The sequence below is a fragment of the Aeromonas sp. genome, from assembly GCF_050252055.1.
Taxonomy (GTDB): domain Bacteria; phylum Pseudomonadota; class Gammaproteobacteria; order Enterobacterales; family Aeromonadaceae; genus Aeromonas; species Aeromonas caviae.
Genome location: NZ_JBFWLQ010000005.1, coordinates 122,617 through 145,881 on the forward strand (window position 1 = coordinate 122,617; position 23,265 = coordinate 145,881).

Here is a 23,265-nt window from a genome sequence, read left to right on the forward strand (position 1 = left end):
AAGATGATAGGCAATAGCGAACTCGAAACCCTGGGCGACAAACTGCAAACCACGCTGGTGGAGCTGATGCGTTGCCGGGAGCGGGAGGCCAGATATCGGGAGGAGTCTCAAGCCCTGCTGTGCGGGGTGGCGACCCTGGCACAGGCCCAGAGTCTGGAGCAGGTACTGGAGAGTCTCATTCTTGCTCTCAAGCCCTTTATCGGATTCGAGCAGGCGGATGTGGTTGCCTGGGAGGCCGTAGGGGGCAGCACCCATCTGAGCACCCAGCCGGACGAGGTAGGCCGGACCTGGTCGCTGACACCGCTCTTCTCCAGGGCCATCGAGGGGGAGACCCTGGTCATCTATGATCCCGCCCAACTGCCTGAGCTGGCGCCGCTGGCGGGGGCGCCGGGCTGGGCCAGCGTCATGATGACAGGCTTGCAGGGACCGGGGTTTTCCGGTGTGCTCATCTGCCGGCACGGCGTGGCGGGCACCTTCGATCTCAAGAGCAAGGCGGCGATGCAGCGTTGTCGCCCGCTCATCTCCCAGGCCCTGGTCAACATCGCCTATCGGGCTCGCCTGCAAGAACAGGTTGACCTCAAGACCCTGGCCCTGCAGGCCAGCGAACAGCGTTTTCGCAGTTTTGCCGCCATGGCCTCCGATTGGTTCTGGGAGACCGATCCCCAGCACAGGCTCAGCTATGTCTCTGCCCCTGGCTATCAGGGGGAAGTGCTGGCCCGCCAGACGGGGAGAAGCCTCTATGATTTTGCCCACGACAAGCAGGACCCGGCCTGGAGCCACTACCGGCACCTGATCGCCCACAATCTGCCGGTGCGGGGAATGCGGGCCCAGGTGATGCTGGCGGGCGGGCCTTGCTGGATGGAGATCAATGCGGAGCCTTGCCATGATGCCGGTGGCCGCTTCCTCGGCTATCGGGGCACGGCGCGGGAGATAGGCAGCCAGATCCGCCGCGAGCAGGAGCTGGCGCGGGCGCGGGACGATGCCGAGACGGCCAACCGTGCCAAATCCCAGTTCCTCGCCATGATGACCCACGAGATCCGCTCTCCCATGAACGCCGTGCTGGGGATGCTGGATCTGCTGCAGCACGGCCGGCTCGACACTCCGCAACAGACCCTCATCGGCCATGCCACCCACTCTGCGCATCTGTTGCAGACCATCATCGACGATGTGCTCGATTTCTCGAAAATAGAGTCACATACCCTGACGCTGCACTGTGAACCCTTTCAGCCAGCCGAGCTGTGCCGTGCCCTGGTGGAGCCCTTGCAGGCACAGGCCAGTGCCAAGGGCATCACACTGCACTGGCATCTGGATGAGACGCTCCCTGAACGCCTTCAAGGGGATGCCGTCCGCCTCTCCCAGGTGATAGGCAACCTGCTTGGCAATGCCGTGAAGTTCACCTCCGCTGGCAGCGTGCGTCTGGCGTTGACCTGGGAGGAGGAAAAGCTGGGGGTCATGGTCAGCGACACGGGGATCGGCATCTCCACCGAGGATCAGGCGTTGCTGTTCGAACCCTTCTATCAGGTCGACAGTTCGGCAACCCGCCGCTTCTCCGGCTCGGGGCTCGGGCTGGCCATCTGCAGGCGGCTGGTGCAGCTGATGGGGGGAGATATTTGCGTGCAGAGCACGCCTGGGCTGGGAAGCTGCTTCTGGTTCGAGCTGCCCGGGATGGCCTCTCCCTGTGCTCCGGCCACCGCCCCCGGCAGTGAAGAGTGCGCCAGACTGGAGCTGGATGTGCTGGTGGTGGAAGACAGTCCGGTCAATCAGCTGGTGGTATCCCTGATGCTGCAGAAGCTGGTGTGCAGGGTGAGGCTGGCAGGCAATGGTCTGGAGGCCCTGGCACAAGTGGCGAAGCAGCAGCCGGACCTTGTCCTGATGGATATGCGCATGCCGCAGATGGATGGGCTGGAGGCGACCAGGCGCCTGCGGGACATGGGGTGCGAGGTGCCCATCGTCGCGTTGACGGCCAATGCCATGATGGAGGACAGGGCCCGCTGCCTTGCCCAGGGCATGAACGATTTTCTGGCCAAACCCATCAGTCTTGCCAGGCTGCGAAGCTGCCTGCTCCGCCATTGCAGGTGATGCCGGCCGATTTTGGGTAAAAAAAATGGTCAACCTGGTGGTTGACCAATTCTTCAGCAAATACTGAAGAGAGCACGGGATAAATCGGGTTGTACGGTTTTATATGAAAAAGTCGTGCCAACTTTTCAAAACCTGTTATTTGCGGCCTGTAGCTGAATTGTGTGTTATTTATCGCTACCGTGATTGCAAAATGCAATTCTCATTTTTTCATTATAAGAATGCAGTGCCGAGAATTCGCGTTTTGCAAACCAACCGTTGACTCACTCTTTGACTCACTGTGCGATCAGTCGGCGCAAGAACTGGCGCGCCGCTTCACTGTTCTGTTTGGCAATCAACATCTGTTTTTCATAGATCGGCATGGGCAGGATCTCGAGCCAGCGTTGGCAGAGCCAGGCTGCATCGTCGAACTGCTTGTCCGGGTAGAGCTCATCCAGTTCCGGGTATTGTGCAAAGACCTCTCTCAATCGGCTGACCAGCTGGTTGTCGCTGACATCAGAATCCGCACTCGGCCAGTTGGGCAGTGGCTCGACCTGGGCGTGCCTGAGGCCTGCGTCATCCGTTTCCATCTCGTGGATGCAGAAGCGTTCAAGGCCGAGCACGGTGACCCCGAGCAAACCGTCGTTGAGGGTATAAAAATCAGTCACCTTGACGCGGGTTCCGACCGGGAGAATCCGTCCGCAGGTACCCGTGCTGGTAGTCTCTTCCATCACGATGCCAAAACCCCGATCCTCGAGGAAGGACTCCTTGAGCATCTGCAGGTGGCGCGGCTCGAACAGGCGAAGGGGGAGCTTGCCGCCGGGCAGAATATGGGACGGCAAGGGGAACAGTGCCAGTTGTTGAAGTTTCATGTTCCATCCTCCTAATCAGTCATTGCTGAATGTGACAATGCAGTGACCGTGCCAGAGAGAGGTGGCGTGGCGAAGGGGTGAGCTATTTCCCGTGGTTATTTTTAATATCCATTTAAAATCAATCTATTGTGATTTGATGTCGCGAATGCAAGCAAGGTAGTGCGAAAGGGATTCAGGTGAGGTGTTAGGGCGCCGAACATACCCCGTGTGCAGAATGAGTCTATTTTCGCATATTGCAAATTTGATTCATGCAAAATGCCTGTTACAGACCCATTCAGCGATTGGGGGCAAAGGCCAGGGGATCAGGTGGTCAATTCGGTGTGCTGTGTCATGCCGTCCAGCATCAGGGCGGCTATCTCGTCATACATCTGCGACCAGGCCTGTGCCAGTGCCGGGGTAAAACCACTGCCGAGACGCCGTGCCAGTACCTGGGTCAGCGCCTGTTTGAGCAGCGCAAACTGGTGGGGTTGAACGTTGAATCGCTGGTGACGCCTGCCGAGATCGCGAATGATGAAACCCAGTGCATCCAGCTGGGAGAGGCTGGTGATGACGGTGTTCAGGGTGTCCGACACCTTGGCAACGGGCAGCTCCTGATGTGGGGGAAAGAGGGCCCTGAGTTCGGGGGACAATCTGAACAGCTCTTCATACACCTCCTGGACATAGCTGTTGTTCAGGGCACTCACCCTGCCCCAGGCTTTCTGGACCAGCTCTATCTGCTCAAAGGTCATGTCGATGTTTCCTTCCCGTGCGATGTCATGAAAATAATAATCCATCTACTCAATAGAGCACCGGGTTCCGCGCCATTTGGGGAAAAGGAGAGGGGGGCAGCAAGGAGGCACGGATGGTGACCCCTTGCTGGCAGGAGGCCGGGACCTCAGTTGCGCTGTTCCAGGTACATGACGGCTGCTTCGACGCGGCTTTGGGCCTCGAGCTTTTTCAGCAGGCTCTTGACGTGGACCTTGACGGTTCCCTCGGAGATATGGAGCACGGAGGCGACCTGCTTGTTGGACAACCCCTTGGCGATTTCACGCATGATCTGCATCTCGCGTCGGGTCAGGCTCTCCAGCTTCTGCTGCAGGTGGTCCAGCTCGTAGATGTTCTCGAGATAGGGACGTAGCGGCTCGCTCAGGATCTGCTTGCCGGTCATCACGTCAGCCAGCTGGGCCAGCAGCATGTCAGGCTCGGTGTCCTTGAGCAGATAGCCGTCCGCGCCTGCCTTGAGCAGGGCAACCACATCCTGGCGGGCGTCAGAGACGGTCAGGATCACCACGCGGGAAGTCACCTCTTCGGCCCGCAGCGCCTTGAGGGTATCGAGACCTGACAACCCCTTCATGTTGAGGTCGAGCAGGATGAGGTCCGGTTCGGACTCCTTGGCCATGGCCACGGCGTCGGTGCCGTTGGAAGCCTCGCCAACCACGTCGATGTTATCTTCCAACTCCAGCAGTTGCACAATTCCCTTGCGCATCAGGGGGTGGTCATCCACGACCAGAACACTGTATTTCATCTCGTCCATCAGGCGTCTCTTGTTAGGCTGGTGGGAAAGGTCAGGTGTATGCGGGTGCCCCCGGAGGGCGGTTCACTGATGGTCAACTGGCCGCGCAATTTGTTGGCGCGTTCATTCATGATGCTGAGACCGTAGTGATTCACCGCCGAGCTTGCGCCCCTTATTCCAACACCATCGTCTGCAATCTGAACCTGGATGTTACCATCAGCCAGGGTCTCACAGCTAACGTCAATGTGCCGCGCGCTGGCATGCTTGATGGCATTGAGCACTGCCTCACGGATCAGCTGCAGGATGTGGATGTGCTGCCCCGCTTCCAGGTCGGTGTCCGTCAGTCCGTACTGGAGCCTGATGTCGGAGTGCGTCTGGGGTTTGAGCTGCTCGAGCATGACCGCGATGGCTTCACCCAGGTTGGCATCGCCGATGCTGAGGCGGAAGGTGCCGAGCAGTTCGCGCAACTGGGTATAGGCATTGCTGAGTCCCTCGTCGATCTGCTCCATGGCTGCCTCGGTCTTGGCCCTGTCCCCCTTGGCGAAGGAGCGCTTGAGCAGCGTGGCCTGGATCTTCAGGTAAGAGAGGGCCTGGGCGAGGGAGTCGTGCAGTTCACGGGCGATGACGGCGCGCTCTTCCATCAGCAGCAGGCGCTGGTGCTGCAGCAGGGTCTGATCCTTGTGCAGCACCTGGGCCAGCAACATGGAGAAGTTCTTCATCAGCCGCTCGTCGATGGGGTGGTCGCTTATCATGTCGAGCCGGCCGTACTCCTCGTCATCCATCTGCAGGTAGAAGCTCACCACGGCGTCCAGATCCCCCGGCCACCCCTTGCGACCTGTGATGTAGACCGGCATCGCATTGTGCTCGAAGCGGGTGAGGCGGATGTACTCGATGTGCTGGTGGGCGGCGGCCCGCTCCAGCAGCTTTTGCAGGGTGCGGCGGCTGAGGGGCGCCGCGTGCAGTTTCTGGGCGGTGGAATAGAGGAAGGAGAGGGTGTCGTTGGCCTGTTGCAGCTTGGCCGTTTTCTCCTCCACCTTGCTCTCCAGCTCCCGGTAGAGTTTGCCAAGCTCGTCGGCCATGGTCGCGAACGCTCCCGACAGCTCTCCCAGCTCGTTCTCACAGTGGGGGGGCAGGGTGAGATCGAATTCCTGACGCTGGATCTGGCGTGCGCAATAGACCAGCTGATTGAGGGGCGCCACCACCTGCTGGCGGGTGAAGCGCACCGTGCACCAGGCGATGGTGATGATGGCGAGCAGCCCTAGCCCCTCGGCCAGGGCCAGCATGCGCACCTTGAACTCCACGTGGTACTGCATCTGGTTGACGAAGTCATCGATGGCGGCGACGAACTGTTCCGTATTATCGGTATAACGGCTGGGAGTGGCATTCTCGATGTGTTCGCGCATCACTTGCCATTGCAAGAGGACTTCACCATAGGTGCGGCGCAGGGAGGCGGGCGTGATCCAGCGCTGGGTCTCCTGCAGCTCGGGGGCATGAAGGGTCTGTTCAAACTGGGCGAGCCGACCGAGGACGACCTGCTCCTTCTCGATTTCATAGGCCATGCGGTAGGCTTGCATGCGCAGGGATCCCGACAGGTTGATGGCCTTGGCATCGGGAACCGAATAGAAGAGGGTGACCATGGCCACCACGGCGATCAGGCTGGCCATGAACAGGATCAGCACCATGGAGCGACCGATGGCGCTGCTGACCGACTGCACTCTGAACCATTTTCCCATGCCGACCGGCTCCCTTTTCACCCACAAAGACCCCACAAAGTAGCATGGGAGTGTACTCCAAGTTGTGCTAGCATCGAAAAACTAGATGAACTCCGAGCGATTTTGCCTAAGTCATTGAGATAGGGGGAGATCGCCGTCAGCCGATGTTCGAGCTGAAAGGGTCAGGAAAGAAATGCCCTGGCCTCCCGTATTTGGAAAGGTGTTTATGTTGCCACTTGAAGATGGTTTTTCCCGTCGCTTTTACTATTTGCGTCTGTCGGTCACCGACGTCTGCAATTTCCGCTGTACCTACTGTCTGCCGGACGGCTATCACCCGCCGAAAGGAGATGGTGAGGGGCGCCAGTCCTTCCTTTCCCTGGAGGAGATCCGTCGCGTCGTCTCCGGGTTTGCGGCCATGGGGACGCGCAAGGTGCGTCTGACCGGAGGCGAGCCCTCCCTGCGTCGCGACTTCACGGCCATCATCGAGACCGTGGCCAATACCCCCGGCATCGAGAAGGTGGCCATGACCACCAACGGGTATCGCCTCAAGGAGCGTGCCCGCGAGTGGTTCGATGCGGGGCTGACGGCCCTGAACGTCAGCGTCGACAGCCTGGATCCCCGTCAGTTCCACCAGATCACTGGCGAGAACAAGCTGGCGGAGGTGATGGCGGGGATAGACGCCGCCCTGAGTGCCGGTTTTCGGTCGGTCAAAATCAACGCCGTGCTGCTCAAGGGGCTCAATGATCATCAGCTCGAGACATTCCTCGCCTGGATCCGCGACAAACCCATCGAGCTGCGTTTCATCGAACTGATGCAGACCGGCGAGATGGACGCCCTGTTTCGCGATCACCATACCAGCGGTGAACTCATCAAGCAGCGCCTGCAAGAGAGCGGCTGGGTGCAGCAGCTGCGCGGCCTCGATGATGGCCCTGCCCAGGTGTTCACGCATCCGGACTCGAGGGGCGGGGTGGGGCTCATCATGCCCTACAGCAAGGATTTTTGCGCCGGTTGCAACCGGCTGCGGGTCTCCTCCAAGGGCAAGCTGCACCTGTGTCTCTTTGGCGACAACGGGGTGGAACTGCGGGATCTGCTCACCGATGACAGCCAGCAGGAGGCGCTGCAATGGCGTATTCGCCAGGCGCTGACCGGCAAGGCCGCCACCCATCGCCTCCATGAAGGCAATGCAGGCATGACCCCCCACCTGGCCTCCATCGGCGGCTGACAGCCGCCGTGCACCTCAAATAACCTTCGATTAATTATCAATCCTCACATAGGGGTAATTTACCTTGCCCCTGCTGTGTCTAATTGCGCCAAGGGTTTGATCCAGCGCAAGAATCCCCCCTGTTTATCTCCCTGGTGGTATATCCCCTGACTTGTCAGGGCCGCAATATACACCCACGCTTATAATTGGTATTGAAAATGCCAGTCACGGGATCCGCGCGGGGGCATCCGTCCCCGAAAAGAGGAGTCGATATGACCGACGGGGTCAACTTGTCACGCAGAGGCCTGTTTCGGGGACGCCTGAGCGCCCCCAAGGCCGGGATCCAGTTGCCCTGGTCCGTCTCCTGGGACGAGTTCGTGGCTGGCTGCACCCGCTGCGGCGACTGTCTGGCGGCCTGCCCGGAGCAGATCCTGATCAAGGGGGACGGGGGCTTCCCCACGGTGGATTTTCACCGCGGCGAGTGCACCTTCTGCACCGAGTGCGTCAGCGCCTGCCAGGCGCCGGTGTTCAAGCCGACAACCCAGACACCCTGGGAGTATGTGGCCCATATCGAGGCGGGCTGTCTGGCCACTGCCCAGGTGTTCTGCCAGCGCTGTCAGGACAGCTGCGAGCAGCAGGCCATCCGCTTTTCCCCCCAGCTGGGCCGCGTACCCACCCCCAGCATCCATGCCGAGTCGTGCAACGGCTGCGGGGCCTGCGTGGCGGATTGCCCGGTGGGCAGCATCAGCATCGGTCTGTCTCGTGGCGAGGCTTCGCGATGACCCAAGAGACGAACAAGTTGGAAAACGGTGATATGACGCGAGAAGAGTTCCATGTATCCAGCCTGGTGGTGCTGACCCAGCCCGATCTGCGCCACGCCCTGGCAGAGCGGATTGCGACCCTGGACGGGGCCGAGATCCACGCCGTCAGCGAGGAGGGCAAGCTGGTGGTGACCCTGGAGGGGCCGAGCCAGCGCCCCATCATGGCGGCCATCGACACCATTCAGGGGTTGCCCGGGGTGCTCTCTGCGGCCCTGATCTACCACCAGTTCGATGAAATGGACGCCGAAGATGGGGAATAAGGCGTCATGTGGCAGAAGCGCAAGAGTCGTTCGCTGACCGCCACGGGTAATACACGGGATGCCGGGTCTGTTGTCTGCGTTCGATGAACGAAAAGCCCAGAGCAAAGGAATAAAGCGCCATGGAGCTGAGCCAGCGCGGCTCGTCACAATGGCTGTCATTGATGTGATTAAGCAATGCGAGGATATGTCATGAAGCTGAGTCGACGCGACTTTATGAAGGCCAATGCGGTGGCGGCAGCCGCTGCCGTGGCCGGTGTCAGTGCCCCCACTCTGGCGGCGAACCTGATCACCAGTACCGACAAGACCGCCATCACCTGGGACAAGGCGCCGTGCCGCTTCTGCGGGACCGGCTGCTCCGTGCTGGTGGGCTCCCAGGCTGGCCGCGTCGTGGCGACCCAGGGGGATCCCGATGCACCGGTCAACCGTGGCCTGAACTGCATCAAGGGCTACTTCCTCTCCAAGATCATGTACGGGGAGGATCGCCTGACCCAGCCCATGCTGCGCATGACGAACGGCAAGTTCGACAAGAACGGCAACTTCGCCCCCATCAGCTGGGATCAGGCCTTCGACATCATGGCCGAGAAGTTCAAGGCGACCCTGAAAGAGAAGGGCCCGACCGCCGTCGGCATGTTCGGCTCCGGCCAGTGGACCGTCTGGGAAGGCTATGCCGCCGCCAAGCTGATGAAGGCAGGCCTGCGCTCCAACAACCTGGATCCCAATGCCCGTCACTGCATGGCCTCCGCGGTAGTGGGCTTCATGCGTACCTTCGGCATGGATGAACCCATGGGCTGCTACGACGACATCGAGCAGGCCGACGCCTTCGTGCTGTGGGGCTCCAACATGGCCGAAATGCACCCCATCCTCTGGTCACGCATCTCCGATCGCCGTCTGTCCCACCAGGATGTGCAGGTGCACGTGCTCTCCACCTTCGAGCACCGCAGCTTCGAGCTGGCGGACAACGGGCTGGTGTTCACCCCCCAGACCGATTTGGCGATCCTCAACTACATCGCCAACTACATCATCCAGAACGACAAGGTGAACTGGGAGTTCGTCAACAAGCACACCCAGTTCCGCAAAGGGGTGACCGACATCGGTTACGGCCTGCGTCCCACCAACCCGCTGCAGCAAAAGGCCAAGAACCCGGACAGCGGCGACTCCACCCCCATGAGCTTCGAGGACTTCGCCAAGTTCGTGGCGGATTACGATCTGGAGTCCGTCTCCAAGCTCTCCGGCGTGCCCAAGGACAAGCTTGAGAAGCTGGCCCAGATCTATGCGGATCCGGACAAGAAGGTGGTCTCCTACTGGACCATGGGGTTCAACCAGCACACCCGTGGCGTCTGGGCCAACAACCTCTGCTACAACATCCACCTGCTGACCGGCAAGATCTCCCAGCCGGGCTCCGGCCCCTTCTCCCTGACCGGCCAGCCCTCCGCCTGTGGTACCGCCCGTGAAGTGGGTACCTTCGCCCACCGTCTGCCGGCGGACATGGTGGTCACGGATCCCAAACACCGCGCCATCGCCGAGAAGATCTGGAAGCTGCCGGAAGGCACCATCCCGGAGCAGGTGGGCTACCACGCCGTGCTGCAAAACCGCATGCTGAAAGACGGCAAGCTCAACGCCTACTGGGTGATGTGCAACAACAACATGCAGGCCGGCCCGAACATGAACGAAGAGGCGCTGCCCGGTTATCGCAACCCGGCCAACTTCATCGTGGTCTCCGACCCTTATCCGACCGTGACCGCCCAGGCGGCCGACCTCATCCTGCCCACCGCCATGTGGGTGGAGAAAGAGGGGGCCTACGGCAACGCCGAACGTCGCACCCAGTTCTGGCACCAGCAGGTGAAGGCACCGGAAGGCGCCAAGTCCGACCTGTGGCAGCTGATGGAATTCTCCAAGCGCTTCACCGTGGAAGAGGTGTGGCCGGCTGAGTTGATTGCCAAGATGCCGGAAGTGAAGGGCAAGACCCTGTTCGACGTGCTCTATGCCAACGGCCAGGTGAACCAGTTCCCGAAAGAGCAGAGCAAGGGGGCCCTGAACGACGAGGCCGAGCACTTTGGCTTCTACGTCCAGAAGGGGCTGTTCGAGGAGTACGCCTCCTTCGGTCGCGGCCATGGCCACGACCTGGCGCCGTTCGATCAGTATCACGAGGCCCGTGGCCTGCGCTGGCCGGTGGTGGACGGCAAGGAGACCCTGTGGCGCTATCGCGAAGGGTTCGACCCTTACGTGAAAGCGGGCGAAGGGGTGCGCTTCTACGGCAAACCCGACGGCAAGGCGGTGATCTTCGCGCTGCCCTATGAACCCGCCGCCGAGGCACCGGACAAAGAGTACGACATGTGGCTCTCCACCGGTCGCGTGCTGGAGCACTGGCACACCGGCACCATGACCCGCCGTGTCCCCGAGCTCTATCGCGCCTTCCCGGATGCGGTGCTCTTCATGCACCCGGAAGATGCCAAGGCCCGTGGCGTGCGCCGTGGCGAAGAGGTGATCGTCTCCTCCCGCCGGGGCGAGGTGAAGACCCGGGTCGAGACCCGCGGCCGCAACCGTCCGCCCAAGGGATTGGTGTTCATGCCCTTCTTCGACGCGAGCCAGCTGGTCAACAAGCTGACCCTGGACGCCACCGATCCGCTCTCCAAAGAGACGGATTACAAGAAGTGCGCCGTCAAGGTCGTCAAGGCATAAGGCGGGGGAGCGCGAGATGAGTCGTAGTCGGCGCCAGTTTCTGGCCGACATGGCCAAGGGGGCCTGCGGTGTGGGCCTGCTTGGTGTGGGGCTCGGCGGAGTGGCGCGCCAGCAGGTGCAGGCTTTGCCTGCCCAGGCGCTGCGCCCGCCGGCCGCCCTCGACGAGGCCGAGTTTCTCGGCGCCTGCGTGCGCTGCGGGCTCTGTGTCGAGGCATGCCCCTACGACACCCTCAAGCTCGCCCGGCTGTTTGAACCCGTGACCACCGGCACCCCCTACTTCAAGGCGCGCGCCGTCCCGTGCGAGATGTGTGACGACATCCCCTGCGTGGCGGCCTGCCCGAGCGGGGCGCTGGATCGGGCCATGACCGATATCGATCAGGCGCGGATGGGGGTGGCGGTGCTCATCGATCACGAGACCTGCCTCAACTACCTGGGGCTGCGCTGCGACGTTTGCTACCGGGTCTGCCCCCTCATCGACAAGGCCATTACCTTGGAGCTGCAGCACAACCCGCGCACAGGCAAGCACGCCATGTTCCTGCCCACGGTGCATAGCGATCTCTGCACCGGCTGCGGCAAGTGCGAGCACGCCTGCGTGCTGGAGGAGGCGGCCATCAAGGTGGTGCCTCGCCAGCTTGCCAAGGGGGAGCTGGGTCACCACTACCGGCTCGGGTGGGAAGAGAAGGAGAAGGCGGGCAAGTCCCTCATCGGCGACAGGCTCACTCTGCCGACCCGCAAACCGGAGGGTCTATGAGTCGGTATCCGGGAGCCGAGGCCACAGCCAGGCTGGGGTGGTGGCGTGCCCACCGCTTCCTGCTGCTGCGCCGGCTCTGCCAGTTCGGGGTGCTGGGGCTGTTCCTGCTGGGGCCGCTCGCGGGCATCTGGATCCTCAAGGGCAACCTCTCCAGCTCCCTGCTGCTGGAGACGGTGCCCCTCACGGATCCCCTGACCCTGTTGCAGTCGGTGGCGGCGGGCCAGTGGCCCATCCCCACCCTGTGGCTCGGGGCCGGGCTGGTGCTCGCGGGTTACTGGCTGGTCGGGGGGCGGGTGTTCTGCTCCTGGGTCTGTCCGGTCAACCTGGTCACCGATGCCGCCGCCTGGCTCAGGGGGCGGCTCGGGCTCAAGGGCAATGGTCAGTTCAACCGCGCTACCCGCTACTGGCTGCTGGCCATGGTGCTGGTGGCGCCGGCCATCACAGGCGTGCTGGTGTGGGAGCTGGTCAATCCGGTGTCGCTCACCCTGCGGGGCCTGCTGTTTGGCATGGGGGCGGGCTGGGGCCTGCTGGCGGTGCTGTTCCTGTTCGACCTTTTTGTGGTGGAGCGGGGCTGGTGCGGCCACCTCTGTCCGGTGGGGGCCTTCTATGCCCTGGTCAACCGGGTCGGGTTCATCAAGATTGCAGCCTCGGGGCGCGAGCGGTGCAGCAACTGCATGGATTGTTATGCGGTCTGCCCGGAACGTCCCATCCTGCGCGGCCCCGTTCACGGTGCCAGGCGTGGTCACGGGCCCTTGATTGCGGCTCAGGAGTGTACCAACTGCGGCCGTTGCATCGATGTCTGCGCGGAGCAAGTTTTTGAAATCACTGTAGGTTTTGCCGTCAAGGCAGAGAAAACGTCGGAGAACACATAATGAAGAAGCTGATTGGAGCAATGCTGGCCTGCCTGATGGCGGGTTCCTTGATGGCGGCCGTCCCCGAGATCACCAACAGCACGGGGGGCATCAAGTCGGAGCGGGGAAGCACGGATCTGGTGACGGATGCCGACGCGGCCCCTCTGAAGAACTTTCGCAAGGATGGCGACCTCTACGATCGCCAGTACATGCACCAGCCCCCGCTGATCCCCCACGACACCCGCAACTATGAAGTGGACAACAAGGTCAACAAGTGCCTGGCCTGTCACAGCTTCAAGAACGCCAGTGCCATGAAGGCCCCCAAGATAAGCCCCACCCACTTCGAGACCCGCGACGGCATGACCCTGGGCGAAGTCTCTCCGCGCCGCTACTTCTGTCTGCAGTGCCACGTGCCGCAAGCGGACGCCAAGCCGCTGGTGAACAATACCTTCAAACCGGTTGAAGCGCTGAACTGAGGAGCCCATAGATGAAATTACCCGGCTTTGTGAAGCGTCTGTGGACCACCTTCAAGTCACCGTCGAAGGCGGCCCTCTGGGTCATCCTGCTGATGGGCTTCTTCGGTGGCGTCATCTTCTGGGGCGGGTTCAACACCGCCATGGAAGCGTCCAACACCGAGGCCTTCTGCACCGGTTGCCACGAGATGAAGGACAACGTGTTCGTGGAGTACCGCGACACCATCCACTACGCCAACCGCTCCGGCGTGCGGGCCAGCTGCCCGGATTGCCACGTACCCCACGAGTGGACCTACAAGATCATCCGCAAGGTGCAGGCCTCCAAGGAGCTGTGGGGCATGATCACCGGCAAGGTGGATACCCGCGAGAAGTTTGAATCCCACCGGCGGGAGATGGCCGAGCGGGAGTGGCAGCGGATGAAGGAGACGGATTCGCGCGAGTGCCGCAACTGCCACAACTTCGAGTACATGGACTTCTCCCTGCAAGGGCGTCGGGCCGCCCAGATGCACTCCACCAACCTGGCAAGCGGGGCCAACACCTGCATCGACTGCCACAAGGGGATTGCGCACCAACTGCCTGACATGAAAGGGGTGCCAGGCTTCTGATGGGAAGGCCGCCGGATCCTCGGGATCCGGCGGCCTTCGAGATTAATGGGCAATGACGCCCCCCAGCCAGACATCTTTTGATAGAATCCCTTCCCGGCAACGCGGCGCCCACCGGCTCCTTTCATGGCTGGCACCACGGTGCGGCGCGTTCACCTCATCCTCTCGTGGTCAATGATTGACAGGAATGGCCCCAATGGCACCCAAACACAGCGAATTCATCCCTCTCAAGATCGCCGTCCTGACGGTTTCCGACAGTCGCACCGCTGCCGATGACAGCTCGGGGGACTATCTGGTCGAGGCCCTGACCCAGACCGGCCACGTGCTGGCCGATCGGGCGCTCTGTCCAGACAACCTGTTTCGCATCCGCGCCCAGGTGAGCGACTGGATTGCCGACGAGGGAGTCCAGGTGGTGCTCATCAACGGCGGCACCGGCTTCAACGAGCAGAACCGGGTGCCCGAGGCGGTCGGCGTGCTGTTCGAGCGCACGGTGCAGGGTTTTGGCGAGATGTTCCGCCAGCTCTCGTTTGCCGAGATAAAAGGCTCCGCCATGCAGAGCCGTGCCCTGGCCGGGCTCGCCAATCGCACCCTGATCTGCTGCCTGCCCGGCTCCACCGGCGCCTGCCGCCTGGGCTGGGAACAGCTTATCCGGGATCAGCTCGACGCCCGTACCCGGCCGTGCAACTTCGTGACCCATCTGTGATCCCGGGAGTAAACCCGGATCATCCATCTTATTTTTCGATAGGGGCATAGATGAACCTGACCCATCTCAACCAGAGCGGCGAGGCCCACATGGTGGATGTCACCGACAAGCAGGTGACCGAACGCGAGGCCCGCGCCGAGGCTTTCGTGACCATGGCCCCCGAGACCCTGGCGTTGATCCTGAGCGGTCAGCACCACAAGGGGGACGTGTTCGCCACCGCCCGCATCGCCGGCATCATGGCGGCCAAGAAGACCGCCGACCTCATTCCCCTGTGCCATCCCCTGGCCCTGACCCGGGTGGAGGTAGAGATAGCCCCCCAGGCGGCGCACAATCGGGTCCATATCCGCACCCTGTGCAAGCTCTCGGGCAAGACCGGGGTGGAGATGGAGGCGCTCACCGCCGCCTCGGTGGCGGCCCTGACCATCTACGACATGTGCAAGGCGGTGCAAAAGGACATGGTGATCGAGCAGGTGCGGCTGGTGGAGAAAAAGGGCGGCAAGTCCGGTCATTTCCAGCTGGGTGCGACCAAAGGAGAGCAGGCATGATCAAGGTTCTGTTTTTTGCGCAGGTGCGTGAGCTGGTCGGCTGCGACGAGCTGAGCCTGCCTTGCGACTACGCCAGTGCCGATGCCCTTCGCGCCGCCTTGAGCGAGCGGGGTGACAAGTGGGCGCTGGCGCTCGAATCCGGCAAGCTCCTGGTGGCGGTCAACCAGACCCTGGTGCCGCTGGATACCCCCCTCCATGACGGGGATGAGGTCGCCTTCTTCCCGCCGGTGACCGGAGGTTGAGCCATGAGCGACGTAGCCATCACAGATCGCATTCTGGTGCAGCGGGATGACTTCTCGCTGGCGGACGAATATGCCCGCCTTGCTGCCCGGCAGGACACAGGCGCGATTGTCAGCTTTGTCGGCAAGGTGCGCGACTTCAATCAGGGGGAGCATGTGAAGGGGCTGGCCCTCGAACACTACCCCGGCATGACCGAGAAGGCGCTGACGAACATAGTGGCCGAGGCCCGCAGCCGCTGGCCCCTGCAGGAGTGTACCCTCATTCACCGCATCGGCGAGCTGCTGCTCGGGGATCAGATCGTGCTGGTGGTGGTGAGCAGCGCCCACCGCGAGGCGGCTTTCGAGGCCTGCCACTTCATCATGGATTTCTTGAAGACCCGGGCGCCGTTCTGGAAAAAAGAGCTGACCGCCGACGGGGTGCAACGCTGGGTCGAGGCCAGGGCGAGCGATGACGCCGCCCTGGCCCGCTGGCAACAAGGGGAGTGAGCCTCGGGCTCGCGTCAATCGATCCGGCTGTGCCGGAACATAAGGAGCAAAGGAATGAAGAGATGGGTATCCGTGTTGTTGCTGGGGACCGGCGCCATGTACAGCGGGACTGTGCTGGCTGACGAGGTCAAGGTGGCGGTGGCGGCCAACTTCAAGGGCACCATAGAGCGCATCGGCAAGGAGTTCACCGCCAAGACCGGCCACAGCGTCGTCATCAGTTCGGCGGCCACCGGCGTGCTCTATACCCAGATCACCCACGGTGCGCCCTTCGATCTCTTCCTCTCGGCCGACGTGGCGACCCCTCAAAAGCTGGAGTCGGAAGGCAAGGGGAGCGAACGCTTCACCTATGCCATCGGTCAGCTCGGCCTCTGGCAGAAGGGGGGGCCTGCTCCCGACGAGGCCACCTTGCGCCACTGGCAGGGGGAGCTGGCCATCGCCAACCCCAAGACAGCGCCCTATGGCACCGCCGCCATGGCGACCCTGGCTCATCTCAAGATCGATCCCAAACAGTATCGGGTGCTGACCGGCACCAACATCAGCCAGACTTGGCAGTTCGTCGACACCGGCAATGCGAAGCTGGGCTTTGTCGCCTGGGCCAATCTGGTGGAGGCGGGCAAGACCGGCGAAGCCTGGGCGGTGCCGGCCAGCTTCTATCCCCCCATCGAGCAGCAGGCCCTGGTGCTGAAGAAAGGGGCGGCGGTGGATGCCCTGGTCGCCTGGCTCAAGGGGCCGGGACAGGCGCAGATCAAGGCGGCGGGTTACGCCCTGCCGCAGTAAGCGCCCGGCGTCTGCCGGGGGCCGGCCAGCCCCGTGCTGGCCAGATCCGGTGCCTGACGTGTCCCAAGGCGGCGCCCGTCATGACGGCGCCCTGTTTTTTATCGACACCCGAGAGGGGACCCTATGAGTGAAGGGGATCTGCTGGCGGTCTGGCTGACCCTGAAACTGGCGGCCAGCACCACTGCCATCCTGCTGCTGCTGTCGCCGCCGCTCGCCTGGTGGCTGTCTCGCAGCCAGCACCGGCTGCGCCCCCTGGTGGAGGCCATGGTGGCCCTGCCGCTGGTGCTGCCGCCCACCGTGCTCGGTTTCTATCTGCTGCTGGCCTTCTCCCCGGAGTACGGCCTGGGTGGCTGGTGGCGGGAGACCTTCGGGGCCCCGCTCGCCTTCAGTTTCCTCGGCCTGCTCATCGCCTCCGTCATCTATTCGCTCCCCTTCGTGGTACAACCCCTCACCTCCGCCTTCGTCAACATGGGCAACAAGGAGCTGGAGGCTGCCGCCACCCTGGGGATGGGCCCGTTTGAGCGTTTCTTTCGCATCATCCTGCCCATGACGCTGCCGAGCTTCGTGATGGCGGCGGCGCTGGGCTTTGCCCACACCCTGGGGGAGTTCGGGGTGGTGCTGATGATCGGCGGCAACATTCCCGGGGAGACCCAGGTGCTCTCCATCGCCCTGTTTGATCACGTGGAGGCGATGGACTACGGCCACGCCCATATTCTGGCAGGCGGCCTGATGGGCTTCTCCCTGGTGATGCTGGTGCTGGTCTACGGCGTGCTGCAACGCCGGCAACGGAGGCTGTTCGGATGAACCTCTACCTCAAGGCCAGACGTGATTTCGGCCCCTTCACCCTGGCGTGCGATCTGGCACTGCCCCCCAGCCGCATCCTCGGCCTGTTCGGTCCTTCGGGCTGTGGCAAGAGCACCCTGCTGCGCATCATCGCCGGGCTCGACAAGGCCCCGGGCGATGCCCTGCGCTGGCAGGGGCGCGAGCTTGCAGCCCTGCCCCCCGAGGCGCGGCGCATCGGGCTGGTGTTTCAGGATGCCCGTCTCTTCCCCCACCTGAGCGTGCTCGGCAACCTGCAACTGGCGGCTCGCAAGGGGAGGGGGCGCTGGCAGCCAGAGGATCTGGCTGCGCGCCTCGGCTTTGCCGAGCTGCTGGGGCAACCGGCCCACGGCCTCTCCGGCGGTCAGCGTCAGCGGGTGGCACTGGCCAGGGCCTTGCTGGCCGAGCCCGACTTGCTGCTGCTGGATGAACCCTTCTCGGCGCTGGACAGGCGCAGCCGCATCCATCAGGCCCACGTGCTCAAGGACTTGCAACAGGAGAGCGGCATCCCCATGATCTTCGTGAGCCATGCCATGGAGGAGGTGAGCCTGCTCTGCGATGGACTGGTGCTGCTGGCAGAGGGACGGGTGGAGGCCCAGGGCACCCCCGAGGAGATCTTCGCCCGCACCGACCTGTCGCTGGCCAGTCGCGACGACGTCGGGGTCATGCTCTCTGCGACCCTGGCCCACTACGACGAGCACGAGCAGATGGCGACCCTGCGACTCGGGGAGCAGACCCTGATGGTGACCATGGAGCATGCCCCCGATGAAGCAGGCCCCTTGCAGATCAAGGTGGCGGCGCGGGATCTGGTGATCGCCACCGAGCCCATCGTGCACTCCAGCCTCTCCAACTGCCTCGAGACCCGGCTGCTGGAGGTGCGGGAGGTGCGACCGGGGCAGACCCTGTTGCAGTTGGCTCTCGGGCAGCAGATACTGCTGGCCCGGATCACCAGCCGCTCCGCGCAGCGGCTCGCCCTGACGCCGGCCATGCGCCTCTACGCCTACATCAAGGCGGTGAGCCTGGTGGGAGAGGGGTAGACAGGGGACCGGAGTACGGATTGGCTGGCCATGAGTGGCCGGCATGGCGTCGAGAAAGGGGGACGGGTGCGTCGCAATCAGGTAATGAAATCCCATGGCTTGGCCCTGCGCAGTGCGGGGGAGGGGCCCTTGCTGCTCTTGCTGCACGGGCTGGGCTCTTCCAGCCTCGACTGGCAGGCGCAGATCGAGCGTTTTTCCGAACGCTACCGGGTGGTGGCCATCGACTTGCGCGGCCACGGCCAGAGCATGCAGGAGGGGCCCTTTGACGTGCCCACCCTGGCGGCGGATGTGGCCCGCTGGCTCGACGAGCAGCCCGAGCCTGCCTGGGTAGTGGGGTTGTCGCTCGGTGCCATGGTGGCGCTGGAGCTGGCGCTGCAACTGCCCCACAAGGTGCAGGGGCTGGTGCTGGTCAACGGCTTCAGCGAATTTCTGCTGGAGACGCCAAAGGAGCAGGAGCGCTATGCCATGCGCCTCAAGTGGCTGCGCTGGTTCGGCATGCGGCCGCTGGCGTGGTGGCTCGGTCGCGAGCTCTTTCCCGGCCCCGATCTCGCCCAGGTGCGCCACACCTTCCGGGGGCGCTTCGTGCGCAACAAAAAGAAGACCTACAAGGCGCTGCTGGAGGCGCTGCCCGGCTGGTCGGTGCGGGCTCGTCTCGGCACCCTCTGGCAGCCGGTGGCCATCATCTCCACCAGTCACGACTATCTGCCCCTGGCGCGGCGGGTGGAGCAGTTCGCCTCCCTGCCCAATGCCACCATCCACACCCCGGATGGTCACCACGCCTGGCCGGCGGAAGATCCCGCCGGGTTCAATCATTTGCTTCACCGGATTTTAGAAACCCATTAGACTTGTCGCCTTTTGACCTTGATCCCCCGTGTATGTATTGGTCCGATCGCCTTGCCAGTGGCAGATGGCAAGGCAATCGGACCCATCTTGCCCTATTGAACAGGTATTTCCTCATGTCTGAAGTAATGAAAATGGCCATCGACGATGGTTCAACCAACGTCAAGGTGAGCTGGATTGAGAACAAGGTGCTCAAGACCATCATCTCCCCCAACTCCTTTCGCAAGGATTGGAAGAGTGCCGCCTTGCGCAAGGACAAGAAGATCTACAACTACGAGATAGGCAACACCAAGTACACCTACGACGCCACCTCCGACAAGTCCCTGGCCACCACCCACGTGGAGTACCAGTACGACGATCTCAACCTGCTCTCCGTGCACCATGCCCTGTTGCAGACCGGCGTGACCCCCTGCGATGTGGCCATCACCGTGACCCTGCCCATCACCGAGTTCTACAACCCGGATGACTGTCAGCGCAACGAGGAGAAGATCGAGAAGAAGCGCCGCAACCTGATGCGGGCCATCAGCCTCAACAAGGGTGAGCTGTTCAACATCGTCAGCGTGGAGGTGATGCCGGAAAGCCTGCCGGCGGCGCTCTCCCGCCTGATTGGCTCGGGCTGCAACGAGTTCACCAAGACGCTGGTGATCGACTGCGGTGGCACCACCCTGGACATGGGGATCATCGTCGGCGAGTTTGACGACGTTTCCGATGTGTATGGCAACAACGAGATCGGCGTCTCCATGGTAACCGACGCGACCCGCAAGGCGCTGGCGGCGGCAGACAGCGATTCGAGCTATCTGGTGGCCAACGAATTCATCAAGCGCCGCCACGACATGAGCTTCGTGCGTGACGTGGTGAACGACGAGAGCCAGATCCCGAAGATCCTCGAGAAGATGCAGAACAAGATCGACGAGCTGGGCTCCCAGGTGGCCCACGAGGCGAAGAAGTTCGCCAAGAACCCGAACCGGATCTATCTGGTCGGTGGCGGCGCGTCCCTGATCGTCGATGCCATCAAGGCTGCCTATCCGACCCTGGGGGAGCGGGTGGAGCTGCTGGACGATGCCCAGTCCGCCCTGGCGCGAGAGATCTGCCTCTACACCACGGAAGAGGAAGAGGTGTACCGTGAGGCGCCCGTGATGGCCGAGGTCGGCGATGAGTAGTCAACTCAAGCGCATGACCTTCTCCATCTTCATGGATCCGGGTGCGCTGGAGTCTGATCGCTATGCGGCCGGGATCTTGCAAAGCTGGTATCAGCGGGCGCGCAAGATCCAGGACGACGTGGAGGAGTTCGACTTCTCCAAGAGCCGTTTTCACAAGGACATCTACCTCAGCGGCATGTTCCTGTACGTGCTGGCTCCGAGCCTTTGCAAGGGGATGGCCAATGCCTTCGGCCCGGAGCAGGTGAACCTCTCGACCCTGCGCCATGTCTTCGCCAGTTGCGGCTTCGATCTGGGGAAAGAGACTGCACCCGTGGCGACCGATACCCTGATCGATGAAATCGTGGCCAGGCTGGCTCCCCAGCTGGGGCAGGGGGACAACCGGGGGCTGGCGGATGAAATCGTTCAGCGTCTGGGTCAGCAGGCGGCGGCGCCACTTCCGGACAGCCTGGTGGACGAGATTGTGAGCCGCATCGGCGAGCAGCAGCCCACCGGGCTCTGGGACGAGCTGAAGCAGGGGCTGCCGGCCCCGCTCGATCACGATCTGCTGGCAGAGGCCATCGCGGGCAAGCTGCCGACGGCGGGGGGAGAGGCGGATCTGGCCCCTCTTGCGGGCAGCATCCAGCTGCTCTCCCGCCAGTTGGAGGAGCAGTCCCGGCTCATTCGCGAGCAGCACCGCCTGATCCAGCGCCTGGCCAGCCAGCCCGCCCGGGGGGCTGGCTCGTCCGAGCTGGCGGAGCCCCTCATCGAGGATCTCTCGAACCAGGTGGCGAGCATGAAGAAGGTCAAGGCGAAGGGGATCTTCTAGGCCCTTTGTGACGACCCGCAGCCCAATGAAAAAAGCCGAACCCCGGGGTTCGGCTTTTTTGTGGGCGCTGCTCAGGGCCTTGAGCAGACCGGGCAGTCGGGGCGTTTGGGAAGCTTCAGCTCGCGAAAGCTGCCACCCAGACCGTCGATCATCAGCAGGCGGCCGCTGTAGCTTTTGCCCATGCCCGCCAGCAGCTTGATGGCCTCGAGCGCCTGCAGGCTGCCCACCAGCCCCACCACGGGGGCCAGTACCCCCGCCTCGACACAGGTGAGGGCCTGATCGCCAAAGAGGGCGCTGAGACAGGCGTAGCAGGGTTCATCCTCCTGCCAGGTGAAGCTGCAGAGCTGCCCTTCCAGCCGGATGGCGGCGCCGCTGACCAGGGGCACCTTGTGCTGGCGGGCACGCTGGTTGAGGAGGTTGCGGATGGCGACGTTGTCGGTGCAGTCGAGCACCAGCTGATGGCCTGGCAGCAGGGCATCGAGCAGCGCCTCGTCGGCGAGGGCGGCGTGGGTTTCCACCTCGAGCCAGGGGGTGAGGGCGCGCAGGGACGTCGCCGCGGACTCCACCTTGAGCTGGCCGATGCGCGCGTCGCTGTGAAGCACCTGGCGCTGCAAATTGGAGAGCTCCACCCGATCGAAATCCACCAGGGTGAGGTGGCCGACCCCGGCCACCGCCAGATACTGGCTGGCGGCGCAGCCGAGGCCCCCGGCGCCGATGACCAGCACGCGTGATTGCTTGAGCGCCTCCTGTCCCTCGAAGTCGAAGGATTTGAGCACGATCTGGCGGTTGTAGCGAATGAGCTCGGCGTCGCTCAGGATCTCGCTCACAGCAGCAGCCCCGAGAAGGGCTCGACGGTGACCGTCTCACCGGCGGCTACCTTGCCGCGCTCCTGTTCGAGCACGATGTAGCAGTTGGCCCGGGAGAGGGAGCTGAACACCCCGGAGTCCTGGGAGCCGGTGCTGCGTACCTCGAGGCCATTCGGGCCCACGCTCACTATGCCGCGCTGGAAGTCCAGGCGCCCCGGGCTCTTCTTGAGCGGCTCTGTCGCCAGGGCCTGGAGGGGGTGCGGGCGTGCAAACTGCTGACCGGCCAGTCTGGCCAGGGCCGGTTGCACCAGCTGATCGAAGGTGACCATGGCGGAGACCGGGTTGCCCGGCAGACCGAAGAACCAGGCGTTTGGCAACCGGCCAAAGGCGAAGGGTTTGCCCGGCTTGATGGCGAGCTTCCAGAAGCCAATTTCCCCGAGCTCTTCGAGCAGTTGCTTGGTGAAGTCCGCTTCCCCCACCGAGACTCCCCCGGTGGTGATCAGGGCGTCGGCCTCGCGGTCGGCCTGCAAGAAGGCGGCGCGCAGGGCCGCCGGATCATCGGGAATGATGCCAAGGTCCAGGCACTCACAGCCCATGCGGCTCAGCATCGCCTTGACCCCGTAGCGGTTGGAGTCGTAGATGTCCCCGTGCTGGAGCGGGGTGCCCAGAGGCTTGAGCTCGTCCCCTGTGCTGAAGATGGCGACCTTGAGGGGACGGCGCACCGTGACGTTCGCGATGCCAAGGGAGGCGAGCAGCGGCAGCTCCCTGGGGCTCAGGCGCAGGCCGCTTTCGAGCACCCGGGCGCCCTGCGCCAGATCCTCGCCGCGGCGACGGATGTTCTGGCCAGGCGTGGGCGCGGTCAGAAAAGTGATCCCGTTGTCGCCGGCTTGCGTTTCTTCCTGCATCACCACAGCGTCTGCACCCGAGGGCACAGGGGCCCCGGTCATGATGCGGATGCAGTGGCCGGCGGGCCACTCCCCCTCATAGGGCTGGCCCGCAAAGGCCTTGCCCGCCACGGGGAGCGGCATCCCGGCGGCGAGATCCGCCAGGCGCACGGCATAGCCGTCCATGGCGGCGTTGTCGAAGGGGGGGACGAACAGAGGGGAGCTTATCTCCTCGGCCAGGATCCGATCCAGCGCCTGGGGCAGGGGCAACCGCTCCGTCTCGCAGCAGCAGGTGAGTTGTTCCAGCATCCCTTGCAGGGCCTTGTCCAAGGGGAGGAGTGCACCGGTATCGAATCCCATCATCATGACCTCTCTGGTGTGTAGGGGGCGGATTA

25 protein-coding genes and 1 riboswitch are annotated in these 23,265 nt (G+C 63.1%); of the genes, 19 read left to right on the forward strand and 6 right to left on the reverse strand.

Translation table 11 applies throughout. The features are described 5' to 3' along the window. The first annotated feature begins 3 nt into the window (after window positions 1–3). On the forward strand, window positions 4–2,079 hold the full coding sequence (locus AB7E19_RS10665; protein WP_323928395.1) for an ATP-binding protein: 2,076 nt from the start codon (window positions 4–6) through the stop codon (window positions 2,077–2,079). A gap of 272 nt (window positions 2,080–2,351) precedes the next feature. On the opposite strand, the gene AB7E19_RS10670 is transcribed toward AB7E19_RS10665, so the two are convergent. The 4 genes from AB7E19_RS10670 to narQ all read right to left on the reverse strand — a co-directional run bounded on the left by AB7E19_RS10670 (window position 2,352) and on the right by narQ (window position 6,152). Then, complete coding sequence (locus AB7E19_RS10670; protein WP_041212730.1) at window positions 2,352–2,927, reverse strand: LON peptidase substrate-binding domain-containing protein; 576 nt, start codon at window positions 2,925–2,927, stop codon at window positions 2,352–2,354. Window positions 2,928–3,229: 302 nt separating this feature from the next. Beyond that, window positions 3,230–3,655 (reverse strand): globin domain-containing protein, encoded by a 426-nt coding sequence (locus AB7E19_RS10675; protein WP_041215516.1) that lies wholly within the window; start codon window positions 3,653–3,655, stop codon window positions 3,230–3,232. A gap of 146 nt (window positions 3,656–3,801) precedes the next feature. Beyond that, window positions 3,802–4,440, reverse strand: coding sequence for a two-component system response regulator NarL (gene narL, locus AB7E19_RS10680; protein ID WP_039038841.1), 639 nt, complete (start codon window positions 4,438–4,440; stop codon window positions 3,802–3,804). Further along, window positions 4,440–6,152, reverse strand: coding sequence for a nitrate/nitrite two-component system sensor histidine kinase NarQ (gene narQ / locus AB7E19_RS10685; protein ID WP_427935212.1), 1,713 nt, complete (start codon window positions 6,150–6,152; stop codon window positions 4,440–4,442). The genes narL and narQ overlap by 1 nt, the downstream gene beginning before the upstream one ends. Window positions 6,153–6,230: 78 nt before the next feature. Then, a riboswitch (molybdenum cofactor riboswitch) is annotated at window positions 6,231–6,370 on the forward strand. Here narQ and moaA point away from each other — a divergent pair. The 18 genes from moaA (at window position 6,358) to AB7E19_RS10775 (ending at window position 21,180) form a co-directional block, all read left to right on the forward strand. Beyond that, window positions 6,358–7,353, forward strand: coding sequence for a GTP 3',8-cyclase MoaA (gene moaA, locus AB7E19_RS10690; protein WP_010674152.1), 996 nt, complete (start codon window positions 6,358–6,360; stop codon window positions 7,351–7,353). (Overlaps the previous riboswitch by 13 nt.) Window positions 7,354–7,604: 251 nt before the next feature. Then, window positions 7,605–8,114, forward strand: a complete 510-nt coding sequence (gene napF, locus AB7E19_RS10695) for a ferredoxin-type protein NapF (RefSeq protein ID WP_427935214.1) — start codon at window positions 7,605–7,607, stop codon at window positions 8,112–8,114. After that, window positions 8,111–8,413, forward strand: coding sequence for a chaperone NapD (locus AB7E19_RS10700; protein ID WP_010674154.1), 303 nt, complete (start codon window positions 8,111–8,113; stop codon window positions 8,411–8,413). The genes napF and AB7E19_RS10700 overlap by 4 nt, the downstream gene beginning before the upstream one ends. Window positions 8,414–8,602: 189 nt before the next feature. Further along, window positions 8,603–11,092 carry a nitrate reductase catalytic subunit NapA gene (gene napA, locus AB7E19_RS10705; protein ID WP_167824927.1) on the forward strand — a complete coding sequence of 830 codons (2,490 nt, stop codon included), beginning with the start codon at window positions 8,603–8,605 and terminating at the stop codon, window positions 11,090–11,092. A gap of 16 nt (window positions 11,093–11,108) precedes the next feature. Continuing rightward, window positions 11,109–11,843, forward strand: coding sequence for a ferredoxin-type protein NapG (gene napG, locus AB7E19_RS10710; protein WP_427935217.1), 735 nt, complete (start codon window positions 11,109–11,111; stop codon window positions 11,841–11,843). Beyond that, window positions 11,840–12,715, forward strand: a complete 876-nt coding sequence (napH, locus tag AB7E19_RS10715) for a quinol dehydrogenase ferredoxin subunit NapH (RefSeq protein ID WP_069652763.1) — start codon at window positions 11,840–11,842, stop codon at window positions 12,713–12,715. The genes napG and napH overlap by 4 nt, the downstream gene beginning before the upstream one ends. Beyond that, complete coding sequence (locus AB7E19_RS10720) at window positions 12,715–13,170, forward strand: nitrate reductase cytochrome c-type subunit (protein WP_041212738.1); 456 nt, start codon at window positions 12,715–12,717, stop codon at window positions 13,168–13,170. The genes napH and AB7E19_RS10720 overlap by 1 nt, the downstream gene beginning before the upstream one ends. An 11-nt stretch (window positions 13,171–13,181) precedes the next feature. Next, the gene (locus AB7E19_RS10725) at window positions 13,182–13,772 is read left to right on the forward strand and encodes a cytochrome c3 family protein (RefSeq protein WP_010674159.1); all 591 of its coding nucleotides are present in this window, start codon (window positions 13,182–13,184) and stop codon (window positions 13,770–13,772) included. Between the two features lie 193 nt (window positions 13,773–13,965). Then, window positions 13,966–14,472, forward strand: a complete 507-nt coding sequence (gene moaB / locus AB7E19_RS10730) for a molybdenum cofactor biosynthesis protein B (protein WP_039038846.1) — start codon at window positions 13,966–13,968, stop codon at window positions 14,470–14,472. 50 nt (window positions 14,473–14,522) lie between these two features. After that, window positions 14,523–15,017, forward strand: coding sequence for a cyclic pyranopterin monophosphate synthase MoaC (gene moaC, locus AB7E19_RS10735; RefSeq protein ID WP_039038847.1), 495 nt, complete (start codon window positions 14,523–14,525; stop codon window positions 15,015–15,017). Further along, window positions 15,014–15,259, forward strand: coding sequence for a molybdopterin synthase sulfur carrier subunit (gene moaD, locus AB7E19_RS10740; protein ID WP_010674162.1), 246 nt, complete (start codon window positions 15,014–15,016; stop codon window positions 15,257–15,259). Before moaC ends, moaD begins: the two co-directional genes overlap by 4 nt. 3 nt (window positions 15,260–15,262) lie before the next feature. Further along, window positions 15,263–15,742, forward strand: coding sequence for a molybdopterin synthase catalytic subunit MoaE (gene moaE / locus AB7E19_RS10745; RefSeq protein WP_427935221.1), 480 nt, complete (start codon window positions 15,263–15,265; stop codon window positions 15,740–15,742). Between the two features lie 54 nt (window positions 15,743–15,796). After that, on the forward strand, window positions 15,797–16,519 hold the full coding sequence (modA, locus tag AB7E19_RS10750; protein ID WP_427935223.1) for a molybdate ABC transporter substrate-binding protein: 723 nt from the start codon (window positions 15,797–15,799) through the stop codon (window positions 16,517–16,519). A 123-nt stretch (window positions 16,520–16,642) separates the two neighbouring features. After that, complete coding sequence (modB, locus tag AB7E19_RS10755) at window positions 16,643–17,323, forward strand: molybdate ABC transporter permease subunit (RefSeq protein ID WP_323903090.1); 681 nt, start codon at window positions 16,643–16,645, stop codon at window positions 17,321–17,323. After that, the gene (gene modC / locus AB7E19_RS10760; RefSeq protein ID WP_427935225.1) at window positions 17,320–18,375 is read left to right on the forward strand and encodes a molybdenum ABC transporter ATP-binding protein; all 1,056 of its coding nucleotides are present in this window, start codon (window positions 17,320–17,322) and stop codon (window positions 18,373–18,375) included. The genes modB and modC overlap by 4 nt, the downstream gene beginning before the upstream one ends. Before the next feature lie 66 nt (window positions 18,376–18,441). Beyond that, complete coding sequence (locus AB7E19_RS10765; protein WP_042017457.1) at window positions 18,442–19,218, forward strand: alpha/beta fold hydrolase; 777 nt, start codon at window positions 18,442–18,444, stop codon at window positions 19,216–19,218. Window positions 19,219–19,331: 113 nt separating this feature from the next. Next, on the forward strand, window positions 19,332–20,375 hold the full coding sequence (gene parM / locus AB7E19_RS10770) for a plasmid segregation protein ParM domain-containing protein (RefSeq protein WP_223302530.1): 1,044 nt from the start codon (window positions 19,332–19,334) through the stop codon (window positions 20,373–20,375). Then, on the forward strand, window positions 20,368–21,180 hold the full coding sequence (locus AB7E19_RS10775) for a hypothetical protein (protein WP_427935228.1): 813 nt from the start codon (window positions 20,368–20,370) through the stop codon (window positions 21,178–21,180). The genes parM and AB7E19_RS10775 overlap by 8 nt, the downstream gene beginning before the upstream one ends. Before the next feature lie 71 nt (window positions 21,181–21,251). On the opposite strand, the gene moeB is transcribed toward AB7E19_RS10775, so the two are convergent. Beyond that, window positions 21,252–22,007 (reverse strand): molybdopterin-synthase adenylyltransferase MoeB, encoded by a 756-nt coding sequence (gene moeB / locus AB7E19_RS10780; RefSeq protein ID WP_427935230.1) that lies wholly within the window; start codon window positions 22,005–22,007, stop codon window positions 21,252–21,254. Next, window positions 22,004–23,230, reverse strand: a complete 1,227-nt coding sequence (gene moeA, locus AB7E19_RS10785; protein WP_427935399.1) for a molybdopterin molybdotransferase MoeA — start codon at window positions 23,228–23,230, stop codon at window positions 22,004–22,006. Before moeA ends, moeB begins: the two co-directional genes overlap by 4 nt. Window positions 23,231–23,265: the final 35 nt, after the last annotated feature.

What these genes read in the sequence shown, in the direction of transcription:
- AB7E19_RS10725 (WP_010674159.1), top strand. Translation starts at nt 13,182, where the DNA reads ATGAAATTACCCGGCTTTGTGAAGCGTCTGTGGACCACCTTCAAGTCA.
- napH (WP_069652763.1), top strand. Translation starts at nt 11,840, where the DNA reads ATGAGTCGGTATCCGGGAGCCGAGGCCACAGCCAGGCTGGGGTGGTGG.
- moaC (WP_039038847.1), top strand. Translation starts at nt 14,523, where the DNA reads ATGAACCTGACCCATCTCAACCAGAGCGGCGAGGCCCACATGGTGGAT.
- AB7E19_RS10720 (WP_041212738.1), top strand. Translation starts at nt 12,715, where the DNA reads ATGAAGAAGCTGATTGGAGCAATGCTGGCCTGCCTGATGGCGGGTTCC.
- modB (WP_323903090.1), top strand. Translation starts at nt 16,643, where the DNA reads ATGAGTGAAGGGGATCTGCTGGCGGTCTGGCTGACCCTGAAACTGGCG.
- AB7E19_RS10675 (WP_041215516.1), bottom strand. Translation starts at nt 3,655, where the DNA reads ATGACCTTTGAGCAGATAGAGCTGGTCCAGAAAGCCTGGGGCAGGGTG.
- moaB (WP_039038846.1), top strand. Translation starts at nt 13,966, where the DNA reads ATGGCACCCAAACACAGCGAATTCATCCCTCTCAAGATCGCCGTCCTG.
- AB7E19_RS10665 (WP_323928395.1), top strand. Translation starts at nt 4, where the DNA reads ATGATAGGCAATAGCGAACTCGAAACCCTGGGCGACAAACTGCAAACC.
- narQ (WP_427935212.1), bottom strand. Translation starts at nt 6,152, where the DNA reads ATGGGAAAATGGTTCAGAGTGCAGTCGGTCAGCAGCGCCATCGGTCGC.
- moeA (WP_427935399.1), bottom strand. Translation starts at nt 23,230, where the DNA reads ATGGGATTCGATACCGGTGCACTCCTCCCCTTGGACAAGGCCCTGCAA.
- AB7E19_RS10775 (WP_427935228.1), top strand. Translation starts at nt 20,368, where the DNA reads ATGAGTAGTCAACTCAAGCGCATGACCTTCTCCATCTTCATGGATCCG.
- parM (WP_223302530.1), top strand. Translation starts at nt 19,332, where the DNA reads ATGTCTGAAGTAATGAAAATGGCCATCGACGATGGTTCAACCAACGTC.
- modA (WP_427935223.1), top strand. Translation starts at nt 15,797, where the DNA reads ATGAAGAGATGGGTATCCGTGTTGTTGCTGGGGACCGGCGCCATGTAC.
- moaA (WP_010674152.1), top strand. Translation starts at nt 6,358, where the DNA reads ATGTTGCCACTTGAAGATGGTTTTTCCCGTCGCTTTTACTATTTGCGT.
- AB7E19_RS10700 (WP_010674154.1), top strand. Translation starts at nt 8,111, where the DNA reads ATGACCCAAGAGACGAACAAGTTGGAAAACGGTGATATGACGCGAGAA.
- moaE (WP_427935221.1), top strand. Translation starts at nt 15,263, where the DNA reads ATGAGCGACGTAGCCATCACAGATCGCATTCTGGTGCAGCGGGATGAC.
- napG (WP_427935217.1), top strand. Translation starts at nt 11,109, where the DNA reads ATGAGTCGTAGTCGGCGCCAGTTTCTGGCCGACATGGCCAAGGGGGCC.
- modC (WP_427935225.1), top strand. Translation starts at nt 17,320, where the DNA reads ATGAACCTCTACCTCAAGGCCAGACGTGATTTCGGCCCCTTCACCCTG.
- napF (WP_427935214.1), top strand. Translation starts at nt 7,605, where the DNA reads ATGACCGACGGGGTCAACTTGTCACGCAGAGGCCTGTTTCGGGGACGC.
- AB7E19_RS10670 (WP_041212730.1), bottom strand. Translation starts at nt 2,927, where the DNA reads ATGAAACTTCAACAACTGGCACTGTTCCCCTTGCCGTCCCATATTCTG.
- napA (WP_167824927.1), top strand. Translation starts at nt 8,603, where the DNA reads ATGAAGCTGAGTCGACGCGACTTTATGAAGGCCAATGCGGTGGCGGCA.
- moaD (WP_010674162.1), top strand. Translation starts at nt 15,014, where the DNA reads ATGATCAAGGTTCTGTTTTTTGCGCAGGTGCGTGAGCTGGTCGGCTGC.
- narL (WP_039038841.1), bottom strand. Translation starts at nt 4,440, where the DNA reads ATGGACGAGATGAAATACAGTGTTCTGGTCGTGGATGACCACCCCCTG.